The organism is Sorangium sp. So ce128 (assembly GCF_051525245.1).
Classification (GTDB): Bacteria; Myxococcota_A; Polyangia; order Polyangiales; family Polyangiaceae; genus Sorangium; species Sorangium cellulosum_B.
In genome coordinates this window covers 3,435,541-3,459,864 of sequence record NZ_CP150313.1, presented here as the reverse complement: position 1 = coordinate 3,459,864, position 24,324 = coordinate 3,435,541, and the positions used below count along the sequence as shown (strand labels likewise).

The window sequence follows — 24,324 nt, the reverse complement described above, 5'->3', positions numbered from 1 at the left end:
GCCAGATGTACCCGATGAACACACTCAGCATTTGTCCGCCTCGAGCGGATGCCGCAAGCGGCGCGAGCGTGAATCGTCACGCGAGATCCGAGGAATACCAGGCGATCTGCGCGTACCTGGCGAGCGCGAGCAGGCGGCGCGCTGGTCGATCGCCGGCCGCTAGCCGCGCCGCTAGCCGCGGCCGAACCGCTCCACGAACCGCCGGTGCGCCTCGAGATCGGGGCCCTCGCCGCCGACGAGCTCCTTCTCGCGGTAGCCCGTCGCCACCGACAGCACGTCGATCCGCCGCCCCTCGGCCCTGAACCGCACCCGCCACGACGTCACGGCGAGGCGCATCGCGTCCCCGTCGGCGCGGATCCGGCGGTAGGGGTGCGGCTGCGGGCCGAGCGCGAGCACCCGGTCCACGCGCTCCCGCAGCGCGAAGCCGTGCGCCTCCTCGATCCACGCGGCCTGCTCGGCGGCGCGCGCGCCCCACGCGACCTCGAAGCCGGGCTCGGGGTCGACCGGCGCCCCCCCGCCCGGCTCCTCCGCGAGCGGCGTGAGCCAGCCGGTGCGCGCGTGCGGGTGGGCGTCCGCGTACGGCACGTAGGGCTTGAGATCGAGCACCGGCGTGCCGTCGATCATGTCCACGCCGCCGACGCGCAGGGTGAGCCCGTCCACCGCGAGGAGCCTCACCGCGCTGAGGCCGATGGGGTTCGGGCGGTGCGGCGACCGCGTCGACAGCACGCCGCGCCGCTTGCCGGCGCTCCGCGGGGGCAGCACCTTCGGGCGCCATCCCTCGTTGAGGTGGAACCAGAAGACCACCCAGAGGTAGTCCCACCCCTCGATGTCCGAGAGCGCGTGCTCCAGCCCGAGGCCGGGCACGAGCTCGATGGTCCCCTCCGCGCTGCCCGCCGCGTGGGGCTGCCGCGGCGCGCTCACCTTGTCGGAGAACGGCGTGCGCACCACGCCGATGGGCGTGAACGTGACGGGCTTCAGCATCGCGCCCCGGAGGCGTCGGGCACCTCGACGATCAGGACCGCCGGCCCCTCGAGCTCCACCCAGCCGCGCTCGATCGGGGGCCGCCGCGCCGCGCCGCCGAACCGCGGCTCCTCGCTGAACGCGAGCGCCCGCGCCTCGGGGCGGCCGAGGTCGAGCGAGAGCGCGCCCCGGAGCGCGCAGAGCGCGATCACGGCGGCCCCGCCGCCGCGGCGCTCGATGCAGATCGCGTCCGGCGAGAGCGCGTCGGCCGAGAAGGCGCCGCGCGCGCGGCTGCGCAGCGCGGGGTGCGAGGCGCGGAGGCGGAGGAGCTCGCGGTACCACGCGAGCACGCCGGCGTGCTCGGGCCGCTGCCGCTCGGCGTGGTCGAGCTTCGAGCGCTGGAACGTCCGCGGATCCTGCGGATCAGGCACCTCCGCGCCCGCGAACGCCGCGAAGTACTGGAACTCGCGCCGGCGGCCCTCGGTCACGAGCCGGCCGAGCTCGGCCTCGTGATCGGTGAAGTACTGGAACGGCGTCCGCGCGTTCCACTCCTGGCCCATGAACAGGAGCGGCGTGTACGGCGTGAGCAGGAGCAGCGCCGACATCGTCCGGAAGGCCGCCGGGCTCACCTTGTCCCCGAGCCGATCGCCGACGGCGCGGTTGCCGATCTGATCGTGGTTCTGGATGCAGTGGACGAAGCGCGGCGGCGGCACCGGATCCGCGGGCGTGCCCCGCGGCTTGCCCGTGTGCTTCGAGATCTGCCCCTCGTAGAGCCACCCCTTGCGGATCGTCGCCGCGATGTCCTCCGCGGTGCCCGTGTGATCCTCGAAGTAGCCGTCGCGATCCCCGGCGAACAGGACGCGCAGCTCGTGGTGGAAGTCGTCGGACCACACCGCGTCGAGGCCGTACCCGCCCTGCTCGACCGGCGTCACGAGGCGCGCGTCGTTGTGGCTGTCCTCGGCGATCACGAGGACGCGCCGCCCCTCGCCGGCCGCCCGCGCGCGCTCGCCGATCTCCCGGAGGATGTGGGGCTCGGAGTCGTCGACGATCGCGTGGGTCGCGTCGAGGCGGAGGCCGTCGATGTGGAAGTCGCGGATCCACATCTCGACGTTCTCGAGGACGAGCGCGCGGACCTGCTCGGCGCCCGCGCCGTCGTAGTTCACCGCGTCGCCCCAGGGCGTCTCGTGCCGATCGGTGAAGTAGCGCCCCGCGTAGGCGCGGAGGTAGTTCCCGTCGGGGCCGAAGTGGTTGTAGACGCAGTCGAGGATCACGCCGATCCCCACGGCGTGGGCCGCGTCGACCAGGCGGCGCAGGCCCGCCGGGCCGCCGTAGGCCGCGAGCGGCGCGAAGAGGTCCACCCCGTCGTACCCCCACCCGCGCTCGCCCGGGAAGCTCGCGACCGGCATGAGCTCGATCGCCGTGATCCCGAGCTCCCTGAGCTCGGCGAGCCGCCCGATGAGCGCGTCGAACGTGCCCTCCGGGGTCGCCGCGCCGACGTGGACCTCGTAGAGGACGAGATCCTCGAGCGCGACGCCCCGCCACCCCGCGTCGGTCCACGGGAACGAGGGGTCAAAGACCGCCGACGGGCCGTGGACCCCGAGCGGCTGCGCGCGGGAGTACGGGTCCGGGAACGGCCCCTCGCCGTCGATCCGCACCTTGTAGAGCGCGCCGGCCCCGAGGCCCGGCGCCGTCGCCTCGAAGTAGCCGCCGCCGGTCGGGGCCGCAGGCAGCGCGCCCGTGACCTCCTGGCCGTCGGCCCCGTAGGTGACGATCTCGATCCGATCGTGGTCGGGCGCCCAGACGCGGAAGCGGACCGCGCCGCCCTCGAGCCACGCGCCCATCGTGCGCTTCGCCTTCATGTCACTGGCCTCGCTGCGCCGCCCTCAGGAGCAGGGCGACGGGGAAATCGGAGAGCACCCGGTCGAGCGGGAGCGACGCGCCGTCGCCCGGCTCGGCCGCGTCGCGCGGCGGAGCGGCGGACGGCGACGCCTCGAGCTCGGCGCCGGTGAAGAGATCCGTGTAGAGGCCGGGCTCCACGTCGACCGAGGTGCCGGCCCACGCCGCGCCGATCGGCGGGGAGCAGGCGCCGCCGAGCAGCCGCGCGCTGAACCGGGGCGCGACGACGACGATCGAGCGCCCGTCCGGCGCGCGGCGCGCGAAGGAGACGACGTGGGCCTCGCGCTCGCCGATCACGGCGCGCGGCGCGTAGTCCCCGTCGGCCCCGAAGAGCGCCGGGTGGCGCCGGCGCAGATCGAGCGCGACGTGCGTGACGAACAGCTTGACGCGGCCGTCGCGCGCCTCGGCGCAGAGCTCGCGCGCGAGCGCGCGGCCCCCGCCGCTCGACCGAAAGCGCGCGCGGATCTCCGCGAGCGCCCGCTCGCGCACGGCGTAGTCGACCGGGCGGCGGTTGTCCGGGTCGACGAGGCTGAAGTCCCACACCTCGTTGCCCTGGTAGATGTCGGGCACGCCCGGCGACGTGAGCTTCAGGAGCGTCTGCGAGAGCGAGCCCCACATGCCGTGGTACGCGACCACGCGCGCGAGCGGCAGGAGCGCGCCCACGACCTCCGCGGACGAGAGCGCCTTGCGGACGAACGCCTCGACGGCGGCGTCGTACTCGGGCTGCGCGTCGATCCAGGACGTGTTGACCTTCGCCTCCTTCGTGGCCTTGCGCATGTAGTCCACGAGGCGGTCGGCGTACGCCGAGAGCGCGTCGCCCTCGGGCGCGCGCGGGTCGCCGGCAGCGCCGAGCAGCGGCTCGATCGGCAGGCTGCCGAGGAGGGTCTGGTAGAAGAGGTACTCCTCGTTGCTGTCCGGCGCCAGGCGGCCCTCGATCTCGGCCTTGAGCGGCGCGGCGGCGGCGGCGGCGCGGTGGAGCGCCTCCTCCCAGGCCGACGGCAGCTCCGAGAGCACGCTGATGCGCGCCCGCACGTCCTCGCTCCGCTTCGTGTCGTGTGTCGACGTCGCGAGCATCGAGTACGGCCACGCCCTGTGCCGCTGCACGTTGCCGCGGTGGAACGCGAGGACGCTCGATCCGTAGCGCTCGGGCTCGCCCCCGACCTCGTTCAGCGACACGAGCCGGTTGTAGATGTAGAACGACGTGTCCTCGAGCCCCTTGGCCATCACCGGCCCGGTGAGCTGCTGGAACTTCATCACGAAGTCGCAGAAGAGGTGCCGGTCCTCGTCAGGGAAGAGATCCGTGCCGTCGAGCATGAGGACCGAGCGCACGAACGTGAAGATGGAGCCCTCCATCGTCGGGTTCTGCCGGCGCGCGAGGGCGACGGCGCGGCCGATGGCGACGCGGTCGTGATCGGAGATCGCCGGCGTCCGATCGTTGATGTAGGTGCGGTAGACCGGGAAGCACGCGATGACCTCGCGCAGCGCCTCGTTGAGCGAGCCCAGGGTGAAGTCGCGGAAGCGGCGGTCGCGCTCGGTGAGCCGGTTCAGGGCGTGGGTGAGCACGTTGAGCTCGCTCGCCAGGGCCGTCCGGAGGATCACCTTCTTCTTCTCGTAGACGAGCGCCTCGAACGGCATGTGCTCGCCGATGAACCGCTCGTAGATCGCGGTCATCTGCCCCTCGCTCGAGGCGTCGACGAAGAGGTCGCCCACCGACCCGGTGAAGTCGTAGCCGCTCGTCCCGTGGACGGGCCAGGCCTCGGGCAGCGTCTCGCCGCGCGCGAGGATCTTCTCGACGACGACGTAGAGCGGCGTGTTCAGCGAGCCGCGCGCGGCGCGCTCCGAGAGGACCGCGCGGAGGGCCGGCTCCAGCCGGGCGAAGCGGGCTTCGGGGCGGCGGCGCGGGTCGAGGAAGCTCTTCTGCTCGGGCTCGTCCGAGGCCTCGGCGAGGAAGCGTCGCCGGCAGCGCTCGATCAGGTAGCCCTGCTGCAGCTCGTCGAAGTAGCCGATCGGGTCCCAGAGGCCGTCGGGGTGGTCGATGCGCAGCCCCGTGACCTGACCCCGCTCGCAGAGCTCGAAGACGAGGCGGTGCGCCTCGGCGAACACCGGCCGGTGCTCCATCCGGATCGCGGCGAGGTCGTTGATGTCGAAGAACCGGCGGTAGTTGATCTCCTCGGCGGCGGTGCGCCAGAAGCTGAGGCGGTAGGCCTGCTCCTCGAGCAGCGCCTCGATCGGGTCGAAGCTCCGCGGATCGCCCACCTTGCCGTTGATGCGCAGGACGCCCTCGGCCACCGCCGCCGCGATGTCGGGCGAGTCCGCGACGAGCGACGCGAGCCGCCGCCTGAGGATCTCCTTCTCCCGACGCCGCTCGATCACCTTGGCCCGCTGCGTCTCGGTCCGCGGCGGCATGTTGCGGAGCCCGGTCAGGATGCTCTGCAGCTCGAGGAGCGCGTCGTTCTCCTCGCCGAGCGCGGCGACGAGCCCGGGCACGAGCGGCCCGATGATCATGCTGTACGTCCGCGGGTTCACCGGGAAGACGTGATCGAAGTACCGCAGGACGAACGCGCCGTTGTCGAACTCGATCTTGAGCTCGCCGCGCTCGAGCACGCGCCCGAAGTGGTCGCCGAGCACGGGGAGCAGCACCTTGTGCCTGAGCTCCGTCTTGAGCGGCGCCCAGTCGATGTCGAAGAACGGCGCGTAGAGCGAGCTCGGGCCGTTCTGGAGGACGTCGTTCCACCAGGCGTTGTCGGAGGTGCCGATGCCCATGTGGTTGGGGACGAAGTCGAGCAGGAGGCCCATGCCGCGCGACGCGAGCTCGCCGGTGAGCCGGTCGAGGTCGGCGCGCTCGCCGATCTCGGGGTTGAGCGCGTTGTGGTCGACGAGGTCGTAGCCGTGCATGCTCTCTGGCCGCGCCTTGAAGAAGGGCGACGAGTAGAGATCGCTGACGCCGAGGGCGTCGAGGTAGGCGACGGCGCGCCGCGCCTGCTCGAAGGTAAAGTCCTTGTTGAGCTGCACGCGGTAGGTGGCGCGCGGCAGCCGCGGCGCCACGCCCTCGCACGCCGCGCCGGCGAGCCGCGCTGCCATCACCTGCAGGCCAGCGCCGTCCGCATGGCCGCCCGTCTGCTGTTCGTCCGACGTTCCGGTCATCCCTCGGTTGCCTCCGGCGGCAGAATCTACTGCGAACGAAGCGATGAGCATCCGCGGATCTGCGCAGCTCGCGCGGCTCCTGTCGTTTCGGCGTGCGGCACGAAGGAATGGCCTGATGCGCCTACGGGGAACGCAGCAGCGATGAGGCTGGCGCCATGGACCACGCCGGGGTCATGCGCAGCTGCGGAGGACGGGTGACGGGCTCAGCCGTTATCGAAGGCACGCCGGGCTCAGCCGTCGTCGAAACGACGCGCCGCGAAGAGCCTGCAAAGCGCCGTTCAGGTTGCCCTGCTGCGAGTTTCGCACGTTCGACTCGAGAGAAGCTTTCCTGCGAAGAGCGCGCTCGCACATCAAAGGCATCTGCGAACAGGCGCGCCGACACGAGCAGAGAACGTAAATTTCAATGTACGTAGGAGGGAGGTCCCCGCCGCGCGCTCGTCTGCGTGGTTCCTGACCTCTGGAGCGTTCGGCTTCCTGTTGCATTCCCGATCATCGCCGGTGCCAGCCAGGCATTCTGGCAACGCGTCGTTCCACCCGAACCGGACGATGCGGATGCGCGGCGCACCCCGCATGACGTTCACATGACATTCATCGTGCGGCATGACGGGACGCGAGGATCGAAGACGCGTGGGTCACGCTTGCTTTGTGAGGCGGCTCCGTAGTATACCCCACCGGCGTCCGTCGAAATTCAGGATGGACGGCTGAGTATGCGCAAGATCGGCATTGGAATCATCGGCTTCGGCACGATCGGCGAGCGGATCGCTCGCCTCCTCGCGCAGCGCCCTGATTTCCAGGTCGTCGCTGCGTGGGACCCATCCGCCGAGGCGACTCAGCGCATCGAGGCGTTCGACCGGGCTTGCCGGCGGAGGACCGCCGAGGAGGTGGTCGCTGCTCCGGTTGAACTTATCTACATCGCCTCGCCGCCGGCGACCCACCTCGAGCACCTGCGCCTCGCCGCAGGGGCGGGCAAGGCCATCCTGTGCGAGAAGCCGCTCGCGGTCGACGTCGAAGCTGCGGCGGCGACCGTGGATCGGCTCGAGCGGGCCGGCGTGCGCGCCGCCGTCAACTTCGGCTTCGCCGTCTCGCCGCCGGTGCAGGCGCTCGGGGACGCGCTGCGCGCCGGGCGCATCGGCGAGGTGCGGCAGGCGCGCATCGACGCCTCGTTTCGGGTGTGGCCCCGACCGTGGCAGCCCGCCAGCGGCTGGCTCGCCGGCCGGCAGGAGGGCGGCTTTGTCCGCGAGGTGCTGTCGCATTTCGTGTTCCTGGCGCAGCGCCTGCTCGGGGCGCTGCGCGTCGAGCGCTCGCGCGTCGATTTCCCGGCGGACGGCATCGGGTCGGAAACAGCGATTCAGGCCCGGTTGACCGCGGGGGCGATTCCCCTCGAGGTGAGCGCCTGCGTGGGCGGAGAAGAGGACGACTTCAACGCCTTCACCCTGATCGGCGAGCGTGGGGCGGGCCGCACCCACCACTGGTACAACGCCGAGATCCAGGACGGTGCGAGATGGGTCGATCTCTGCCCCGCAACGCCGGAGCAGGCCCTCGCGCGCAACCGGACGGCGCTGCTCGACCATCTCGCGGCGATGATGCAGGGCGGCTCGCACGCCCTCGCCAGCTTGCGTGAAGCGCTCTCGGTCCAGAGCTGTATCGAGCGCCTCCTCGCTGGTGGGGCGACGGGCCTGTAATTCGAAGCCGTCCCTCGCCGTCAATCGCGATCAGTTTTCATCGGTCACCGTCAGTTACCGTCAGTCTCCGTCAATCACCGTCAAATACAGTCATTCGCCGCCCGTTCAGCCAGCGGAACGGAGCTCGCTCAGGTCGCCCCGTGGAATGGACTTCACGTTAGCTCACGAGAGTGGTCTCCCATGGCTGAAAAACTCTTGACGAAGGTCACCTCGCTCCTGGGGACCCTTCGAGAAACGACCGTGCTCCCCCTCGAGTGCGATGGGGTCAAGCTCTTCGCCAAGATCGAGGGGCACAACCCGGTAGGGAGCTTGAAGGATCGTCCCGCGCTCTGGATCCTGCACCAGGCGATCAAGCGGGGTGAGATCCACGACAAGACCGTCCTCATCGAGTCCTCCTCGGGGAACTTCGCCGTCGCGCTCGCGTTCTACGCGCGCCAGCTCGGCCTCGAGTTCATCCCGGTGATCGATCCGAACACCACGGAGGCCTACGAGTCCCTCTTGCGAAGGCTCTGCCCGAACGTCGTCAAGGTGACCGAGCCGGACGACATGGGCGGCTTCTTGAAGGCGCGGCTCCAGAAGCTCCGGGAGCTGCGGGAGAGCATCCCCGATTCGTACTGGACCAACCAGTACGGCAACATGGACGCTGTCGGGGCCCACTACCGCTTCACGGGCGAGGAGATCTGCCGGGCCTTCTCCGAGCTTCACTACGTCTTCGTGGGCGTGAGCACAGGAGCGACGATCGCCGGTATTTCCCGGCGGGTGAAGGAGGCGTTCCCGAACGCACGTATCATCGCCGTCGACGCGCAGGGCTCGGTCATCTTCGGGGGCGCTCCAGGGCCGCGGCACATCGCCGGCATCGGCGCCAGCGTCCGATCCAAGCTGGTCGACGAGGCGAAGATCGACGACGTCGTCCTCGTCTCGGAGGTCGAGACCGTGCGCGCCTGCCGCGAGCTCCTCACGCGGCATGGGCTGCTCGTCGGGGGCTCGTCCGGCTCGTGCTACGCCGCGGTGAAGAAGCTCCTCCCGAGGATGCGCTCCACGAGCCCCCCATCGGTGCTGTTCGTCTGCGCTGACCGCGGCATCTCGTACGCGGACACCATCTTCAATGACGCCTGGGCGTCCAGGCTCGGCGCCTAGGGAACGCATTCCGGAGGATCTGGTCCAAGGGGATCTCCTGCCGCGCCTCGTGGCGAGCGAGGCAGCGCGGAGCCCGGGCGGCCGACCACCACCTTTCAACCCATGTCTCTGACCGGCGATCGCGCTGCCTCGGAGGAGCGACGCCAGGCTCGGGGCCAGCGTGAGACAACGGAGATCGCATCAGAATGGATTTCTCGATCATTACAGGCAAGGTGATCCACGAGATCATCCATGCCGACATCCCCGCCTGCGTGGAGCGCGTCAAGAGCGCCTACCTGATGCACGAGGACGGGCAGACGGTGAACCCGGACAGCTATTTCCTGCGGTTCCCGGAGCAGCCGAAGAATCGCATCATCGCGCTGCCCGCGTTCCTCGGGGGAGACGTCGGCGTCTCGGGCATCAAGTGGATCGCGAGCTACCCCGACAACATTCGCCGGGGGATCCCGCGGGCCTCGGCGGCGCTCCTCCTGAACAGCTACGAGACGGGCTACCCCTTCGCCTGCCTCGAGAGCTCGATCATCTCCGCCGCCCGCACGGCCGGCTCGGCGGCGCTGGCGGCCGAGTGGATGAACGGCGGCAAGCGCGCGGTGAGCAGGCTGAGCATCATCGGCAATGGCCTCATCGCGAGGTACATCTACGACTTCCTCCTCGCGCTCGGCTGGGAGATCGGGTCGGTGCTGCTGCACGATCTGGACAAGGCGGAGTCGCAGCGGTTCGCGACCCAGGTGTGCAAGCCGGGTCGCCACGGCGCGATCGACTGCGTTTCAAGCTTCGAGGCCGCGATCACGGGCAGCGATCTCATCGTCCTCGCCACGGTCGCGGGCGAGCCCTACATCCTGGATCCGGCGCTGTTCGCGCACAACCCGCTGGTGCTCAACATCTCTCTCCGCGATCTCGCGCCGGAGATCCTGCTCGGGTCCTACAACATCGTGGATGACGTCGAGCACGTGATGAAGGCGAACACGTCGCCGCACCTCGCGGAGAGGCTGAGCGGCGGCCGGAGCTTCGTGACCGGGACCCTCGCCCAGCTCATGCGCGGCGAGCGCCGGATCGGCCGCGACAAGCCGGCGATCTTCTCGCCCTTCGGGCTCGGGGTGCTCGACCTCGCGGTCGGCCGATGGGTCTACGACGTCGCGAGCGCGCGAGGCCAGCGCGTCGTTGTCGACGACTTTTTCTTCGAGATGGCGCGCTGAGGCAAGTGAACCGCGCGCCTCGCGTGGCGCGTCCGTCCGGTGGCGGCGGCGATCAGGAAGCTCGATGTCGCCGGCGTGACCATGCCGTCTGTAACAGAGGTAGCTTGTAGATGACGACGCTCGAACAGCAACCGCGGTACGCCACACTGATCGATCTGCTCGAGGCGCGGAGCGCCGAGACGTGCGGATACAGCTTCCGCGACGACAGCGGGAAGATCGTGGCTCGCATGAGCTACGCCGACCTCGCCCGCCGCGCCCGCCAGGTCGCCTCCGCGCTCCGCCAGGTCGCGGAGCCCGGAGAGCGGGCGATCCTGCTCTACGAGCCTGGGCTCGAGTACATCGTCGCCTTCTTCGGCTGCGTCTATGCGGGGCTCGTCGCCGTGCCGGCGTACCCGCCGGATCCGGCGCGCATCGAGCGGACGCTGCCGCGGCTGAGCGCCATCCTGAAGGACGCGCGGGCCGGGCTCGTGCTCTCCACGGGCGCGATCACGTCGATGGCCGTGCACCTGTTCGAGCGCGCGCCGGAGCTCGGCGCGGCGCGCTGGGTCGCGACCGACGAGCTGCCGGCGGAGGGCCAGGGCGCCTTTCGGCCGCCGGCGCTCGGCCCGGCGTCGCTCGCTTTCCTCCAGTACACGTCGGGATCCACGGGCACCCCGAAGGGGGTGATGCTGAGCCACCGCAACCTGCTGCACAACCTGGAGAGCATCTCACGGTGCTTCGGCGCGCACCGGGGCAGCACAGGGGTGATATGGCTGCCGCCCTACCACGATATGGGGCTCATCGGCGGCATCCTCGAGCCGCTGTATCACGGGTTCAACGTGGCGCTGATGTCCCCGCTGACGTTCCTGCGGCACCCCTTGCGGTGGCTGCAGGCCATCTCGGAGGAAGGAGCCACCATCAGCGGCGGCCCGAACTTCGCCTTCGAGCTGTGCGTTCGCAAGAGCTCGCCCGAGGATCGGCGCTCGCTCGATCTGCGCTCGTGGGAGGTCGCCTTCTGCGGCGCGGAGCCGGTGCGGCCGGAGACCCTCGATCGGTTCGCGGCGGCCTTCGGGCCGTGCGGGTTCAGGAAGGCGGCCTTCTATCCCTGCTACGGGCTCGCGGAGGGGACGCTGATCGTCTCCGGCGGGAAAGCGGGCGACGGGCCCATCATGGGCGCCTCGAGCGCGGCGGCGCTGGAGCAGGGGCGCGCCGAGGAGGCGGCCGCCGGTGAGGCGGGGGCGCGGCTGCTCGTCGGCTGCGGCCGCTCGCTGCCGGACCAGGAGCTCGTCGTCGTGCACCCCGAGGCGCTCACCGCCTGCCCCGCTGGGCACGTGGGCGAGATCTGGCTCCGTGGTCCCAGCGTGGCCCAGGGCTACTGGGGTCGCGCCGAGGAGACGAAGGGCACCTTCCGCGCGCGGCTCGCGACCGGCGAGCCGGGCGAGTTCCTCCGCACGGGCGACCTGGGCTTCCTGAAGAACGGGGAGCTCTTCGTCACAGGGCGGCGCAAGGACCTGATCATCCTCCGCGGCCGCAACCACTACCCGCAGGACATCGAGCTCACCGTCGAGCAGAGCCACCCGGCGATCCGGTCGGGGTGCTCGGCGGCGTTCGCGGTGGAGGTCGACGGCGAGGAGCGGCTCGCCCTCGCGCTGGAGATCGACGTCCGGAAGGAGCGAGACCTGCGCGCGCGCCTCTCGGCCTGCGAGGCGGCGATCGGGGCGATCCGGGAGCGGCTGGCCATGGAGCACGACCTGCAGCCGCATGCGGTGGCGCTCCTCCCGCCGGGCAGCATTCCCAAGACCTCCAGCGGCAAGATCCAGCGACACGCGTGCCGCGCGGCGTTCCTCGGCGGAGAGCTCCAGACCGAGCTGCTCTGGCGCGCCGACGAGGTGAGGAGCGGCGCGCGCCTGGACGCGGACGCAGCCGCGGCGCCCGCGATCCAGCCGGCGCCGCCGCGCGCGGCGCCCCGAGGCGACGCGGCGACCGTGGAGGAGCTGCGCTCGTGGCTCTGCGGTTACCTCGCGAGGGCGCTCGGCGGGCCCGCGGGCGGGCTCGATCCGGAGGCGCCGATCACCCGCTACGGCCTGGATTCGCTGCGCGCTGTCGAGCTGTCCTCGAGCCTCGAGCAGGAGCTCGGCGCGCCGGTGCCGCTCGAGGTGCTCCTGCGGGGTCCGAGCCCGGACGCGCTCGCGCGGCACGTGGCCGCGCAGCGCGCGGCGGCGGCGCGGCCGGCCGGAGGGCTGACGCCCGCGCTGACGGCCGCGCTTACGTCCCACCGAGCGCCGGGCCCGCTGCCGCTCGCGCCCGTGCAGCAGCGCCTGTGGTTCCTGGTGCAGCTCGATCCCGACAACCCCGTCTACAACATCCCTGTCGCCGTGGATCTCTCCGGCGAGCTCGACGTGGCGGCGCTGCAGCGCGCGCTCGACGCGATCGCGCGCCGCCACGAGCCGCTGCGCGCGAGCATCGAGGAGCGAGACGGGAAGCCGGTCCAGGTGATCGCGGCGGAGGGGGCGCTGCCGCTCGCGATCGTGGACCTGACGGGCCTGCCCCTGTCCGCCCGGGAGGTCGAGGCGCAGCGGCGGTCGCGCGAGGAGGCGCGGCGCCCGTTCCAGCTCGCGCGCGGCCCGCTCGCGCGCGCCACGCTCCTGCGCATCGAGCCGCGGCGGCACGTGCTCCTCGTCGTGGCCCACCACCTCGTGGCGGACGGCTGGTCCTTCGGGGTCCTCGCCCGGGAGCTGTCGGCGCTTTACGGGGCCTTCTCGCGAGGGCTTCCGCCCGGGCTCGCGGATCTGCCGCTGGGGTACGCCGACTACGTCCTCTGGAAGCACGAGCGCCTCGACGGCGGCGTCGCCGCGGATCAGCTCACGCGCTGGGGCGCGAGGCTGGCCGGCGCGCCAGAGCTGCTCGAGCTGCCGACGGACCGCCCTCGACCCGCGGCGCAGACCTACCGGGGCGCGAGGTTGCCGGTGCGCTTCCCCCGCGCTCTCCGCGAGGCCCTGGAGGCGATCTGCCGGCAGGAGGGCGTCACCCCGTACATGGCGCTGCTCGCCGGCTTCGCGCTCTTGCTGGGGCGCTGCTCGGGCCAGGAGGACGTGTGCGTCGGCTCCGCCGTCGCCGGCCGCCCGCCGGAGCTGAGCGGGCTGTTCGGCATGTTCACGAACACCGTCGTCCTGCGGGTCGATCTGTCCCGCGCCCGGACCTTCCGGGAGCTGCTCTCGCAGGTGCGCGACGTCGCGGTCGAGGCCTACGCGGACCAGGACGTGCCCTTCGAGCGGGTCGTCGAGCACCTGCGGCCGACGCGCAGCCAGAGCTTCTCGCCGCTGTTCCAGGCGATGTTGATCTTGCTCCCGGACCGGGAGGTCGATCTCCCGGCGCTGCCGGGGCTCGAGGCGCGCCCGGCCGAGATCGATCCGGGCACCTCGATGGTGGACCTCACCCTCTCCCTGAGGAGCGGCGAGGACGGGTTCGAGGGGTACTTCGAGTACAGCGCCGATCTCTTCGACGGCGCGTCGATCGCCCGGATGGCCTCGCGCCTCGGCGCGCTGCTGCTGTCGGCGGCGTCGAGCCCCGATCGCCGCCTGTCCGAGGCCACCGTGATGGACGAGGACGAGCTGCGGCTCGTCACGTCGGGCTGGAACGCGACGCGCGCGGCGTGGACCGACGCGTGCATTCATGAGCAATTCAGCGCCCAGGTCCGCCGGACGCCGGACGCGACCGCGTGCGTCTTCGAGGGCGAAGAGATCACGTACCGCGAGCTCGACGCGCGGGCGGGCGCGCTCGCGGGCGAGCTGCGATCGCTCGGCGTCGGGCCCGAGGTGATCGTGGGCCTGTGCGCGGAGCGGTCGATCGACATGCTCGTGGGGCTGCTCGGCGTCCTGAAGGCGGGCGGCGCGTACCTGCCGCTCGATCCCTCGTACCCCTCGGACCGCATCGGCTACATGCTCGACGACGCCGGCGCGCCGGTGGTCGTGACCGAAGAGCACCTCACGACGCGGCTCGCGGGCTCGAAGGCGCGCGCGGTGATGCTCGGCAGGGGCCAGGGCCGGCCGGAGGCGGGCGCGCCGCCCGCGGCCGGCGCACGCCCGGGCAACGCCGCGTACGTCATCTACACGTCGGGCTCGACGGGGAAGCCCAAGGGCGTCGTCGTGCCCCACCGGAGCGTCGCGAACTTCTTCAGCGCGATGGATCGAGCGCTCGGGCCAGTCGCTCCCGTCGCTCCGGGGGCGCGCTGGCTCGCGGTCACGAGCATCTCCTTCGATATCTCCGTGCTGGAGCTCCTGTGGACGCTCACACGCGGCCTGACGGTGGTCCTCCAGGGCGAGCAGCGGCACCGGGCGCCGCGGCGGCAGGCGAAGGGCCGCCCCGGCGCGCGCCGTCCGCTCGGCTTCAGCCTCTTCTACTTCGCCGATGACGCCGACCAGGGCGGCGGCGACCGGTATCGGCTCCTCTGGGAAGGAGCCAGGTTCGCGGACCGCCACGGCTTCATGGCCGTGTGGACGCCCGAGCGCCACTTCCACGCGTTCGGCGGTCTGTACCCCAATCCATCGGTCGTCGGCGCGGCGATAGCGGCCATGACGGAGCGGGTCGCGATCCGCGCCGGCAGCGTCGTCCTCCCGCTGCACCACCCGGTCAGGATCGCGGAGGAGTGGGCGCTCCTCGACAACATCTCGCGCGGCCGCGTCGGCGTCTCCTTCGCGTCAGGCTGGCACGCGCGCGACTTCGTCCTGGCCCCGGAGCGGTACGCGGACCGGAAGCGGATCATGCTGGAAGGCATCGACGCTGTCCGCAGGCTCTGGCGCGGCGAGCGGCTGACGTTCCCGGACGGCGCGGGGACACCGACGGAGATCCAGATCCGGCCGCAGCCGGTGCAGCGCGAGCTGCCCGTCTGGCTGACGGCGGCGGGCAACCCGGAGACCTTCGAGGCGGCGGGCCGGGGCGGGATGAACATCCTCACGCACCTGCTCGGCCAGAGCATCGATGATCTCGCGGAGCGGATCGCGATCTACCGCGAGGCGCGCCGCCGCGCGGGGCACGAGGGCGAGGGGCACGTCACGCTCATGCTCCACACCTTCGTCGAGCGGGACGCCGATCTGGTGCGCGCCCGGATCAGCGCGCCGTTCCGCAGCTACCTGCGCAGCTCGGCCGATCTGATGAGGGGGCTCGGCCGCAGCCTGGGCATCGATCTGGACAGCGCTGTCCGCGAGGAGGACCTCGACATGCTCGTCTCCCACGCCTTCGAGAGGTACGTCGAGACGAGCGGCCTGTTCGGGACGCCGAGCGACTGCCTGGAGCGGGTCGCCCAGCTCAAGGAGATCGGGGTCGACGAGATCGGCTGCCTCATCGACTTCGGCGTCGAACCCGACGCCGTGCTGGCGAGCCTGCCGTACCTCGACGAGCTGAAGCGCCTGAGCGAGCGAGAGGACCGGCGGAGCCTGGAGGACACCTCGGCGCCGCGGCAGATCGAGCGTTATCAGGTGGATTACCTCCAGTGCACGCCGTCGCTGCTGCGCGGCATGATGCTGGAGCCCTCGGCGCCAGCTGCCCTGTCCAGCCTGCGCGCGCTGCTCCTCGGCGGTGAGCCGCTGCCTTTCGATCTCGTCGAGGAGATCCGCAAGACGTTCCCTGGCGCGCTGCTCAACATGTACGGCCCCACGGAGACGACGATCTGGTCCTCCACGCACCTCGTCGAGCGGGCGGCCGGGACGGGGTGGGCGTCCATCGGGCGGCCCATCGACAACACAGCGCTGTACATCTGCGATCGCCACCTCCAGCTGGTGCCTGTCGGTGTGCAGGGGGAGCTGTACATCGGCGGCGAGGGCGTCACGCGAGGTTACCTGTCACGCCCGGCGCTGACCGCGGAGCGGTTCCTGCCGGATCCTTTCTCCGGCGACGCGGGGGCGCGCATGTACCGGACGGGGGATCGGGTGCGATGGCTGCCGGACGGCACCGTCGAGTTCCTCGGCCGCACGGACCACCAGGTCAAGCTGCGGGGCTTCCGCATCGAGCTCGGCGAGATCGAGGCGATGCTCGCGCAGCACGAGGCGGTCGCGCTCGCGGTGGTCTCGGTCCGCGAGGACACCCCTGGGGACCGGCGGCTCGTGGCCTACGTCGTTCCCGCGCCGGAGCGGTCCGTGGACGAGGCGGAGATCAAGCGTTTCGTGCGCGATCGGCTGCCGGACTACATGGTCCCGTCGGTCGTCGTGGCGCTGAGCTCGCTCCCGCTCACGGCGAACGGCAAGATCGATCGCAAGGCGCTCCCGCGGCCCTCGGGGGAGCACGCGATGGCCAGCTCGACCTTCGTCGCGCCGCGCACCGAGGTCGAGGGCCGCGTCGCGCAGATCTGGGCCGAGGCGCTCGGCGTACCCGGGGTGGGCGTCGAGGACGACTTCTTCGCGCTCGGCGGGCACTCGCTCCTCGCGACCCAGGTGGTGGCCCGGCTGAGGAGCGCCTTCGGCGTCGATCTGCCGCTCGGGCTCATCTTCCAGTCGCCCACCGTGGCGGCGATCGCCCGGCACATCGAGGCGAGCGCCGGCGCCGCCGAGCTCCTGCCGCTCCGGCGCGTCGAGCGAGCGGGGCCGCTCCCCCTCTCGCTCGCGCAGGAGCGCATGTGGTTCCTGCACCAGCTGAGCCCCGAGAGCGTCGCGCAGAACGTGGCGTGGAGCGTGCGCTTCTCGTCGGCCATCGACCCGGCCGCCCTCGAGCGCAGCGTGACCGAGCTGTCGAGGAGGCACGAGATCCTGCGCACGAGCTTCCCGAGCGTCGACGGGCGGCCGGTCCAGCGCATCGCCCCGCCGGCGAAGGTCCCGGTGCCGGTCACCGATCTGCGGGGCTTGCGGCCGGACGCGCGGATGGACGCGGCCCGCGAGCGGCACCTCCGGCTGGCGCTCGAGCCGTTCGATCTGGACGAGGGGCCGCTCCTGCGCGTCGAGCTGCTGCGCCTCCGCGACGCCGAGGACGTGCTGGTCGTGGCGCTCCACCACATCATCACGGACGGCTGGTCGCTCGGGGTGCTCGCCCGCGAGATCACGGCGCTCTACCAGGCGTTCTCCAGCGGCCGGCCCTCTCCCCTGCCCGAGCTGCCGATCCAGTACGCCGACTTCGCCGTGAGCCAGCGGCAGTGGCTGAGCGAGGAGTCGCTCGCGGCGCAGCTCTCCTACTGGAAACAGGCGCTCGCCGGCGTCCCCGCGGTGCTCGAGCTGCCGTCCGACCGCCCGCGGCCGCCGGTGCTGAGCTACCGCGGCGGGCGGCACGCGATCCGCGTCTCCACGGCGATGACCGAGGCGCTCAAGGCGCTCAGCCGGCGCGAGGCGGTGACGCTGTTCATGACGCTCCTTGCGGCCTTCCAGGTGCTGCTCCACCGCTATTCGGGGCAGCAGGACATCGTCGTGGGCTCCCCCGTGGCCGGGCGGAGCAGGCAGGAGCTCGACGGGCTCATCGGCTTCTTCCTCAACACCGTCGCGCTGCGCGTGGACCTCTCCGGCGATCCGAGCTTCCTCGATCTGCTCAAGCGGGTGCACCGGACAGCGCTGGAGGCGTACGCGCATCAAGATCTGCCGTTCGACAAGCTGGTGGAGGAGCTGAACCCGGCGCGGAGCCGCGCCCACGCCCCCCTCTTCCAGGTCATGTTCATCCTGCAGGATCCCACCGGCGCCTCGCGGGCCGAGGCGCTGGAGACCGAGGAGGTCTTCACCGGAACAGCGATGTTCGACCTGACCCTGGCGCTGACGGAGGCGGATCAGCAGCTCGGGGGGCACATCGAGTACAACGCCGATCTCTTCGATCCGCCCACGATCGCCCGGATGGCGGCGCACCTCGAGCAGCTGCTCGAGGGGATCGTGCGCGACCCGACCCGCCCGATCTCGTCGCTGCCGCTCTTGCCCGCCGACGAGCGGCGGACCCTCCTCGACGACTGGACCCGCACCGAGATGCCGTTCCCCGAGGAGGAGTGCTTCACGACGCTCTTCGAGGCCCAGGTGGAGCGGACGCCGGGCGCGATCGCCGCGGTGGGCGAGGGCGGCGCCTCGTTGAGCTACCGGGCCCTCGACGAGCGCGCGGACGCCCTCGCCCGCGCGCTCGTGCGTCACGGCGCGGGGCCGGACGAGGTGATCGCGCTGCTCGCGGATCGCGGCCTCGACTTCCTCGGCGGGATGCTCGGCGTGTGGAAGGCCGGGAGCGCCTACCTGCCGCTCGATCCGTTCCACCCGCCTCACAGGATCGCCCAGGTGCTGGAGAGCAGCGGCGCGCGGCGCGTGCTCGTCTCAGGGCCGCTCGAGGCCGCGCTGCGGCGCGCCCTGGAGGGGATGGCGGCCGCGCCGCAGGTCATTCACCTCGAGGAGGCGCTCACGCCGGGCGCCGAGATAGCGCGAGCTCCGCTGCCCCACGCTCGCCCGTCGAACCTCGCCTATGTCATCTACACGTCGGGCTCGACGGGAGCTCCCAAGGGGGCGATGGTCGAGCACCGCGGCATGCTCAACCACCTCTTCGCGAAGGTGCAAGATCTCGAGCTCACCGCGGAGGACTGCGTCGCGGAGACCGCCTCTCAGTGCTTCGACATCTCGGTCTGGCAGTTCCTCGTCGCGCTCCTCCTCGGTGGTCGCGTTCACATCCTGGGAGAGGAGGTCGTCCGGGATCCCGCCCGGCTGCTCGCCGCGATCGAGGAGCATGGCATCTCGATCGTGGAGCTGGTCCCTTCCATGCTTCGCGCGGTGCTGGCGGAGGCGCGGTCGATGGCGCGCGCGCCGCAGCTGGCGGGGCTCCGGTGGATGGTGGCCACCGGAGAGGCGCTGCCGCCGGAGCTGTGCGCGCAGTGGATCGACGCCTATCCAGGGATCCCGCTCCTCAACGCGTACGGTCCCACCGAGTGCTCCGACGACGTGACGCATCACCGCGTGCGGGAGGTGCCCACCGCGGCGCACGTCCCCATCGGGCGCTCGGTCGCGAACATGCGCCTCTACCTCCTCGATCGGCGGGGTCAGCCCGCGCCGATCGGGGTTCCTGGCGAGCTGTTCGTTGGCGGTGTCGGCGTGGGGCGCGGCTACCTGCGGGATCCCCGGCGTACGGCCGACGTGTTCCTGCCCGATCCGTTCTCCCCCCTGCCCGGGGCCCGCATGTACAAGACCGGCGACCTCGCGCGGTACCTGCCGAGCGGTGAGCTCCAGTTCCTCGGCCGGCTGGACCACCAGGTCAAGGTGAGGGGTTTCAGGATCGAGCTTGCCGAGATCGAGTCGGCGCTCAAGCGGCATCCCGGCGTGGCCGAGGCGGTCGTCGTGGCCAGGGAGGATCGGCCAGGGGACAAGCAGCTCGTGGCGTACGTGGTGCCGGCCGCGGGCGCGCCGAGCTCCGCCGCCCTGCTGAAGGAGCACGCAAGGGAGCTCCTGCCCGAGTACATGGTGCCCGCGTTCGTCATGCTGCTCGACGCGCTGCCGCTCAACGCGAACGGCAAGGTCGATCGCAAGGCGCTCCCGCCGCCCGACCGGAGCGGCGCGGCGGAGAGCTTCGTCGCGCCGAGGGACGCGCTGGAGCGAGATCTCGCGGCGATCTGGGCCGCGGTGCTGGGCGCGGAGCGCGTGGGCGTCCGGGACGACTTCTTCGATCTCGGCGGCCACTCGCTCCTGGCCGTGCGGCTCATGGCGGAGATCCAGGCGCGCATCGGCCAGCGGCTGCCGCTCGCGGCGCTGTTCCAGGGGGGGACGGTGGAGCGCCTCGCCGCGCTCCTCCGCGATGAGCGGCGCCTCGATCCGAGCTCGCCGCTCGTGACGATCACGCCCGGCGCCGAGCGGCGGCCGTTCTTCTGCGTCCACCCCGTGGGGGGTAACGTCCTGTGTTACCGCGAGCTCGCGCGGCAGCTCGGCGCGGAGCAGCCGTTCTACGGGCTGCAGTCCCCGGGGCTGGACGGGGCCCAGGCGCCGCCGGCCAGCGTGGAGGAGATGGCGGCGCTCTACGTGAGCGCTGTGCGGTCGGTGCAGCCGTCGGGGCCTTACCTGCTCGGCGGCTGGTCGATGGGAGGCGTCGTCGCGTTCGAGATGGCGCGGCAGCTCGAGCGCAGCGAGCAGCGCGTGGAGGTGCTCGCGCTCATCGACGCGCAGGTCGAGGGCATCCGGCCCGGGGCGCCGCCTGCGGACACGGATCACCTCCTTCACGCCCTGTTCGACCACGATCTGGCCCGGGTCGCCGGCGGCAGCCCGCCCCCCGAGGAGGCGCTGCCGGCGCTGCGCCGTGTCTTCGTGAGCAACATGAAGGCGCTCCATCGCTATGACCCCGGACCGTACGGCGGGGCGATCACGGTCTTCCAGGCCATCGACGGGCGGGCTTCGTCGCCGGACGCGGTGGACGCCTGGCGGCGGCTGGCGCCCTCGGGCGTCGAGGTCGAGCGCGTGCGGGGCGACCACTATTCGATCCTGCAGGCGCCCGGCGTCGAGCCTGTCGCCCGGAAGCTCCGCGCGCTCATCGAGCGGGCCCGGCGCGAGGCGCCCTGAGCGGGCCGGCGCCGGGCACGGACCGGCCCCATGCCGGCCCCGCGCAGGGCCGGCGCGCCTCTTCGCGGCGCTCGGGTGCAACGAAAGGAACGCCATCGGTGAGATTGACGACGACCATCTGCACATCCCTCGACTCCGTGGACGACGCGGAGCTCGACAACGTCACGGCGGACGCCGACGTGTTCCTCGATCGCCGTTGGCTGCGGATGCTCGACGCGCTGGATCTGGCGCCGCTCGTCCGGGGGGAGCTGTCCCTGCGTTATGTGCTGGTGCGCGAGGGGACCCGCCTCATCGCCGTTTGCCCGTTCCTCGTCACGCGCAGTCGCTCGATCTACTATCATTATTCGCTGGAGAAGTTCTTCTTCGTCTCCTGGCAGGACGAGCTCGTCAGGATGAACCCCGAGAGCGCGCGCTGGAGCCAGTGGGTCGTCCGGGCGGTCAACGCCTACCGGGCGTTCGCGCGGGCGGCCCGCTCGGGGATCGACGGGTGGGTGCTCGCCGCGAGCCCGCTCAGCTACCGTGGGGGCATCGCCGTGGCGCCTGTCGATCCGGCGGCGGTGCAGGAGGTGCACAGCGCGGTGCTCGACGCGCTCAAGGAGGAGGCGCGCAGAGAGCGGCTGCCGCTCTGCTTCTATGGCGTCGACGCCGAGCGCGCCGAGCTCAGGAGATCGCTGCGTGGGAGCGGGTTCGAGGAGGTCTTCCTCGTCTATGACAACCGGCTGGACACCGAGTTCAAGGCCTTCGACGACTACCTCGCGCGCTTCCAGAGCAAGGAGCGAAAGTCCTTCCGGCGCGACATGAGGAAGGTCGGCGAGGCCGGTGTCCAGTTCACCGTGACGCCGAATTTTGGCTCCCTGGGCGGCGATCTCGAGCGCCTCTACGAGACGACGTACTCGAAATACGGAGAGGAGCACTTCCGTCACCCGGAATCGTTCTGGGCTCGGCTCGAGCGCCACCTCGGCCCGAGGGCGGAGGCGATCGTGGCGCGCAACGGCTCCACCGTCGTCGGCTTCGCCTCGATCCTCCACAAGGGGGACGACCTCTGGGTCTACCGCGTGGGCCGCACCGAGGATCAGGGGCTGGACGACTCGCTGCTGTATTTCAGCCTCGTCTTCTACGAGCCGATCAAGCGCGCCGTGGCGCTCGGCGCCAGGCGGATATGGCTCAGCGGCGGGACGTGGAAGACGAAGCGACGCCGCGGCGCGGTGGGTCACCCCCTGTACAGCTACATGTGGTTCCCCTCCTCGTGGTCACGAGCGCTCCTCATGCCTTACCTGTCCCTGTTCTCGCAGATAAGTCATGCCGAGATGACCAAGGTCGTCGCCCCGCCGAGCACCCCGGAGACGGGATCCCCGGAGGCCGCGGGCGACGCGTGAGACACGCGCGGCGTCGCCCGCACCAGGCTCCATGCCACGGATGAGAAATCATGTCTGTCACGATGAAACTCGCCGCCGAAGCGCCTGCTTTAGACATTGAGGGCCAGGCGCGCCGCCCGTCCGAGCAAGACGTTGAAGGCGGCGCGTCGAGCCACCTGGTGCCGCTGGGCGGAGGACCGTTCGGGTTGTGGCCTTTCGCGTGTGTTCGCGGCGCGGGGTTCGCGGCGCAAACCATCCTCTCGCTCGCGGCCCCCTTGACCGCCGCCCTGCTCGACAGGGCGCTCGACGCCGAAGGGGCCGCCCCGGCGAAGAGCGTGCTCCACGCGGATCTGCAGCGCTCGTTCGAGGTGGAGACCGCGCGCGTCAGCGAGGCGCTGCGCGCGGCGGTGCAGGATGACCGGTTCCGCGAGGCGGTGGTCTGGCAGAACCGACGCGCCCTGCACACGGGGCTCGACGGCCTCCTGCGCAAGCCGCCCGGCCACCGGGACAAGAAGACGCGGCAGAGAGAGGCACTGGTCGCCTCCTACCTGCAACGCTACTGCGTCAAGAACGACTCCATCGGCTTCTTCGGGCCCATCGGCTGGTGCCGGATCGGCCTCGGCCCCGAGGCGATTGCCGCCCGGCCCGGGCCAGGCCTGCTCGCCGCGCGGAAGGTCTACTTCGAGAGCTGGGCCATCGACGCGATCGCGTCGCTGTTGAGCTCGGACCCGGAGCTCAGGCCGTTCGCGGCGCCCCGGCTGCTCCCCTACATCCGCGTCGATGGGGGCGCTCTGCAGGTGCCGTCCGTCGGGGCCATGCCGCTCACGCCGGCGCAGGCTGCGGTCCTGGAGGGCTGCGACGGCGTGACGACCGCGAGGGCGCTCGCGCGGCGGCTCGCCAGCGATCCGTCGCTCGGGCTCAGCGGTGAAGCGGAGGTGTTCGAGATCCTGGACAGGGCGTGCGCGATGAGCGTCATCGCCTGGGACTTCGAGGTCGCGCTCCAGCTGTCGCCGGAAGAGGCGCTGCGGCGCGCGCTCGCGGGGATCGAGGATCTGGCGCTCCTCGAGCGCGCGCTCATGCCCCTCGACGAGATCGAGCGGGCGCGCGACGAGGTCGCCGCCGCGGCCGGCGACTCCCGAGCGCTCGACGCCGCCATGACGCGCCTGGAGGACACGTTCCACCGCCTGACCGGCGCGGCCACGACGCGCTCCGATGGAGAAATGTACGCGGCGCGCACGCTCGTCTACGAGGATTGCAGGCGCGACCTGGACCTGGAGATCGGCGCTCCGCTGCTCCAGAAGCTCGCTCCGCCGCTGTCGCTCCTGCTGCTCAGCGGCCGCTGGGTGACCTACGAGGTCGGGCGCCGTTACCTCGGGGTGCTGCGGGACCTGTTCGAGCGGCTCTCGGCGCAGCAGGGCGGCGGCCCGGTCGAGCTCACGGTGTTCCACAAGGCGCTCGCGGAGATCGAGCCGTGGATGCGAGACATGCGCGGCATGCCGGAGTGGGTCGGGCAGGTGCAGCACGAGCTGCAGCGCCGCTGGGCCGAGATCCTCGACGTGCCGGCCGGCGCGCGGTCCGTCGAGCGGGATCCGGCCGCGCTGCTGCCGGACGTGCAGCGCGCGTTCGACGTGCCGCGCCCGGGCTGGTCGAGGGCTCGTTATATGTGCCCGGATCTGATGATCGCGGCAAAGGACGTGGAGGCCCTGCGCCGGGGGGAGTGCGAGCTGGTCATGGGCGAGATGCACCTGACGCACACGCTGACGGCGTCCTGCTTCGCTTTCCAGCACCCGTCGATGCGCGAGCTCATCGATCTCTGGGAGCTCGACAACCCGGCCCCGAGCGTCATCCCCGTGCTGCCAAAGGCGCAATGGTGCCAGCGCATCAACGAGATCGCCCTGGGCTCCGGGGACTTCCGTTATGCGTTCTCGCGGGAGCCTTCCCCCGCGCCTCGGGCGCGGACGCTGCGCGTGGCGGACCTCGTCGTGGTGGACCAGGACGGGGCGCTCGAGGTCCACGCGCGGGGCGGCGGCTACCGCGGCGGCCTCCTCGATTTCATGGGCATGATGCTCTCGTCGATGGTCACCAACGCCCTGGACGTCCTGCCGGCCGAGGACCACACGCCACGGCTCAAGATCGGCGATCTCGTGGTCGCGCGAGAGCGCTGGCGCTTCGTCGCGTCGCAGGTGACCTTCGCGCGCGAGGAGGAGCCGCTCGCTCGCTGGCTCGCGGCGCGGCGCTGGAAGCGCGCGCACGGGCTGCCGCGGTTCATCTTCCTCAAGTCGCCCTTCGAGGCCAAGCCGTACTACGCGGACCTCGACAGCCCGATCTTCGTGGACACCATCGCCAAGATCCTCCGGCGCGCCGGCGAGCTGGACGCGTCGGCGAAGGTGAGCGTCTCCGAGATGCTGCCGTGCATCGATGAGCTCTGGCTGACGGACGCGGACGGCGAGCGGTATACATGCGAGCTCCGCCTCGTCACCTTCGACGCCAAGGGGCTCTAGGA

General features: G+C 71.5%; 9 protein-coding genes. 6 read left to right on the top strand and 3 right to left on the bottom strand.

Annotated elements, in window-relative coordinates:
- Positions 1-171: 171 nt before the first annotated feature.
- Genes tsaA through treY form a run of 3 tightly spaced genes read right to left on the bottom strand, consistent with a single transcriptional unit; the run spans position 172 to position 6,000 of the window.
- Positions 172-981: a tRNA (N6-threonylcarbamoyladenosine(37)-N6)-methyltransferase TrmO gene (gene tsaA / locus WME82_RS13505; protein ID WP_437745861.1), complete on the bottom strand. Its 810-nt coding sequence runs from the start codon at positions 979-981 to the stop codon at positions 172-174.
- Positions 975-2,819 (bottom strand): malto-oligosyltrehalose trehalohydrolase, encoded by a 1,845-nt coding sequence (gene treZ, locus WME82_RS13500; protein ID WP_438043185.1) that lies wholly within the window; start codon positions 2,817-2,819, stop codon positions 975-977. The genes tsaA and treZ overlap by 7 nt, the downstream gene beginning before the upstream one ends.
- A 1-nt stretch (position 2,820) precedes the next feature.
- Positions 2,821-6,000, bottom strand: coding sequence for a malto-oligosyltrehalose synthase (gene treY / locus WME82_RS13495; RefSeq protein ID WP_438043184.1), 3,180 nt, complete (start codon positions 5,998-6,000; stop codon positions 2,821-2,823).
- Between the two features lie 707 nt (positions 6,001-6,707).
- Between treY and WME82_RS13490 the strand changes: the two genes are divergently transcribed.
- The 6 genes from WME82_RS13490 (at position 6,708) to WME82_RS13465 (ending at position 24,322) form a co-directional block, all read left to right on the top strand.
- Positions 6,708-7,682, top strand: a complete 975-nt coding sequence (locus WME82_RS13490) for a Gfo/Idh/MocA family protein (protein ID WP_438043183.1) — start codon at positions 6,708-6,710, stop codon at positions 7,680-7,682.
- Positions 7,683-7,862: 180 nt separating this feature from the next.
- Entirely contained in the window at positions 7,863-8,819 is a 957-nt protein-coding gene (gene sbnA, locus WME82_RS13485; RefSeq protein WP_438043182.1) for a 2,3-diaminopropionate biosynthesis protein SbnA, read from the top strand.
- A 185-nt stretch (positions 8,820-9,004) separates the two neighbouring features.
- The gene (gene sbnB / locus WME82_RS13480; protein WP_438043181.1) at positions 9,005-10,012 is read left to right on the top strand and encodes a 2,3-diaminopropionate biosynthesis protein SbnB; all 1,008 of its coding nucleotides are present in this window, start codon (positions 9,005-9,007) and stop codon (positions 10,010-10,012) included.
- 110 nt (positions 10,013-10,122) lie between these two features.
- Entirely contained in the window at positions 10,123-20,466 is a 10,344-nt protein-coding gene (locus WME82_RS13475; RefSeq protein WP_438043180.1) for an amino acid adenylation domain-containing protein, read from the top strand.
- Between the two features lie 98 nt (positions 20,467-20,564).
- Positions 20,565-21,842: a peptidogalycan biosysnthesis protein gene (locus tag WME82_RS13470; protein ID WP_438043179.1), complete on the top strand. Its 1,278-nt coding sequence runs from the start codon at positions 20,565-20,567 to the stop codon at positions 21,840-21,842.
- Between the two features lie 185 nt (positions 21,843-22,027).
- Positions 22,028-24,322, top strand: a complete 2,295-nt coding sequence (locus WME82_RS13465) for a lantibiotic dehydratase (RefSeq protein WP_438043178.1) — start codon at positions 22,028-22,030, stop codon at positions 24,320-24,322.
- The last annotated feature ends 2 nt before the right edge of the window (positions 24,323-24,324 follow it).

What these genes read in the sequence shown, in the direction of transcription:
- sbnA (WP_438043182.1), top strand. Translation starts at nt 7,863, where the DNA reads ATGGCTGAAAAACTCTTGACGAAGGTCACCTCGCTCCTGGGGACCCTT.
- treZ (WP_438043185.1), bottom strand. Translation starts at nt 2,819, where the DNA reads ATGAAGGCGAAGCGCACGATGGGCGCGTGGCTCGAGGGCGGCGCGGTC.
- tsaA (WP_437745861.1), bottom strand. Translation starts at nt 981, where the DNA reads ATGCTGAAGCCCGTCACGTTCACGCCCATCGGCGTGGTGCGCACGCCG.
- treY (WP_438043184.1), bottom strand. Translation starts at nt 6,000, where the DNA reads ATGACCGGAACGTCGGACGAACAGCAGACGGGCGGCCATGCGGACGGC.
- sbnB (WP_438043181.1), top strand. Translation starts at nt 9,005, where the DNA reads ATGGATTTCTCGATCATTACAGGCAAGGTGATCCACGAGATCATCCAT.
- WME82_RS13475 (WP_438043180.1), top strand. Translation starts at nt 10,123, where the DNA reads ATGACGACGCTCGAACAGCAACCGCGGTACGCCACACTGATCGATCTG.
- WME82_RS13490 (WP_438043183.1), top strand. Translation starts at nt 6,708, where the DNA reads ATGCGCAAGATCGGCATTGGAATCATCGGCTTCGGCACGATCGGCGAG.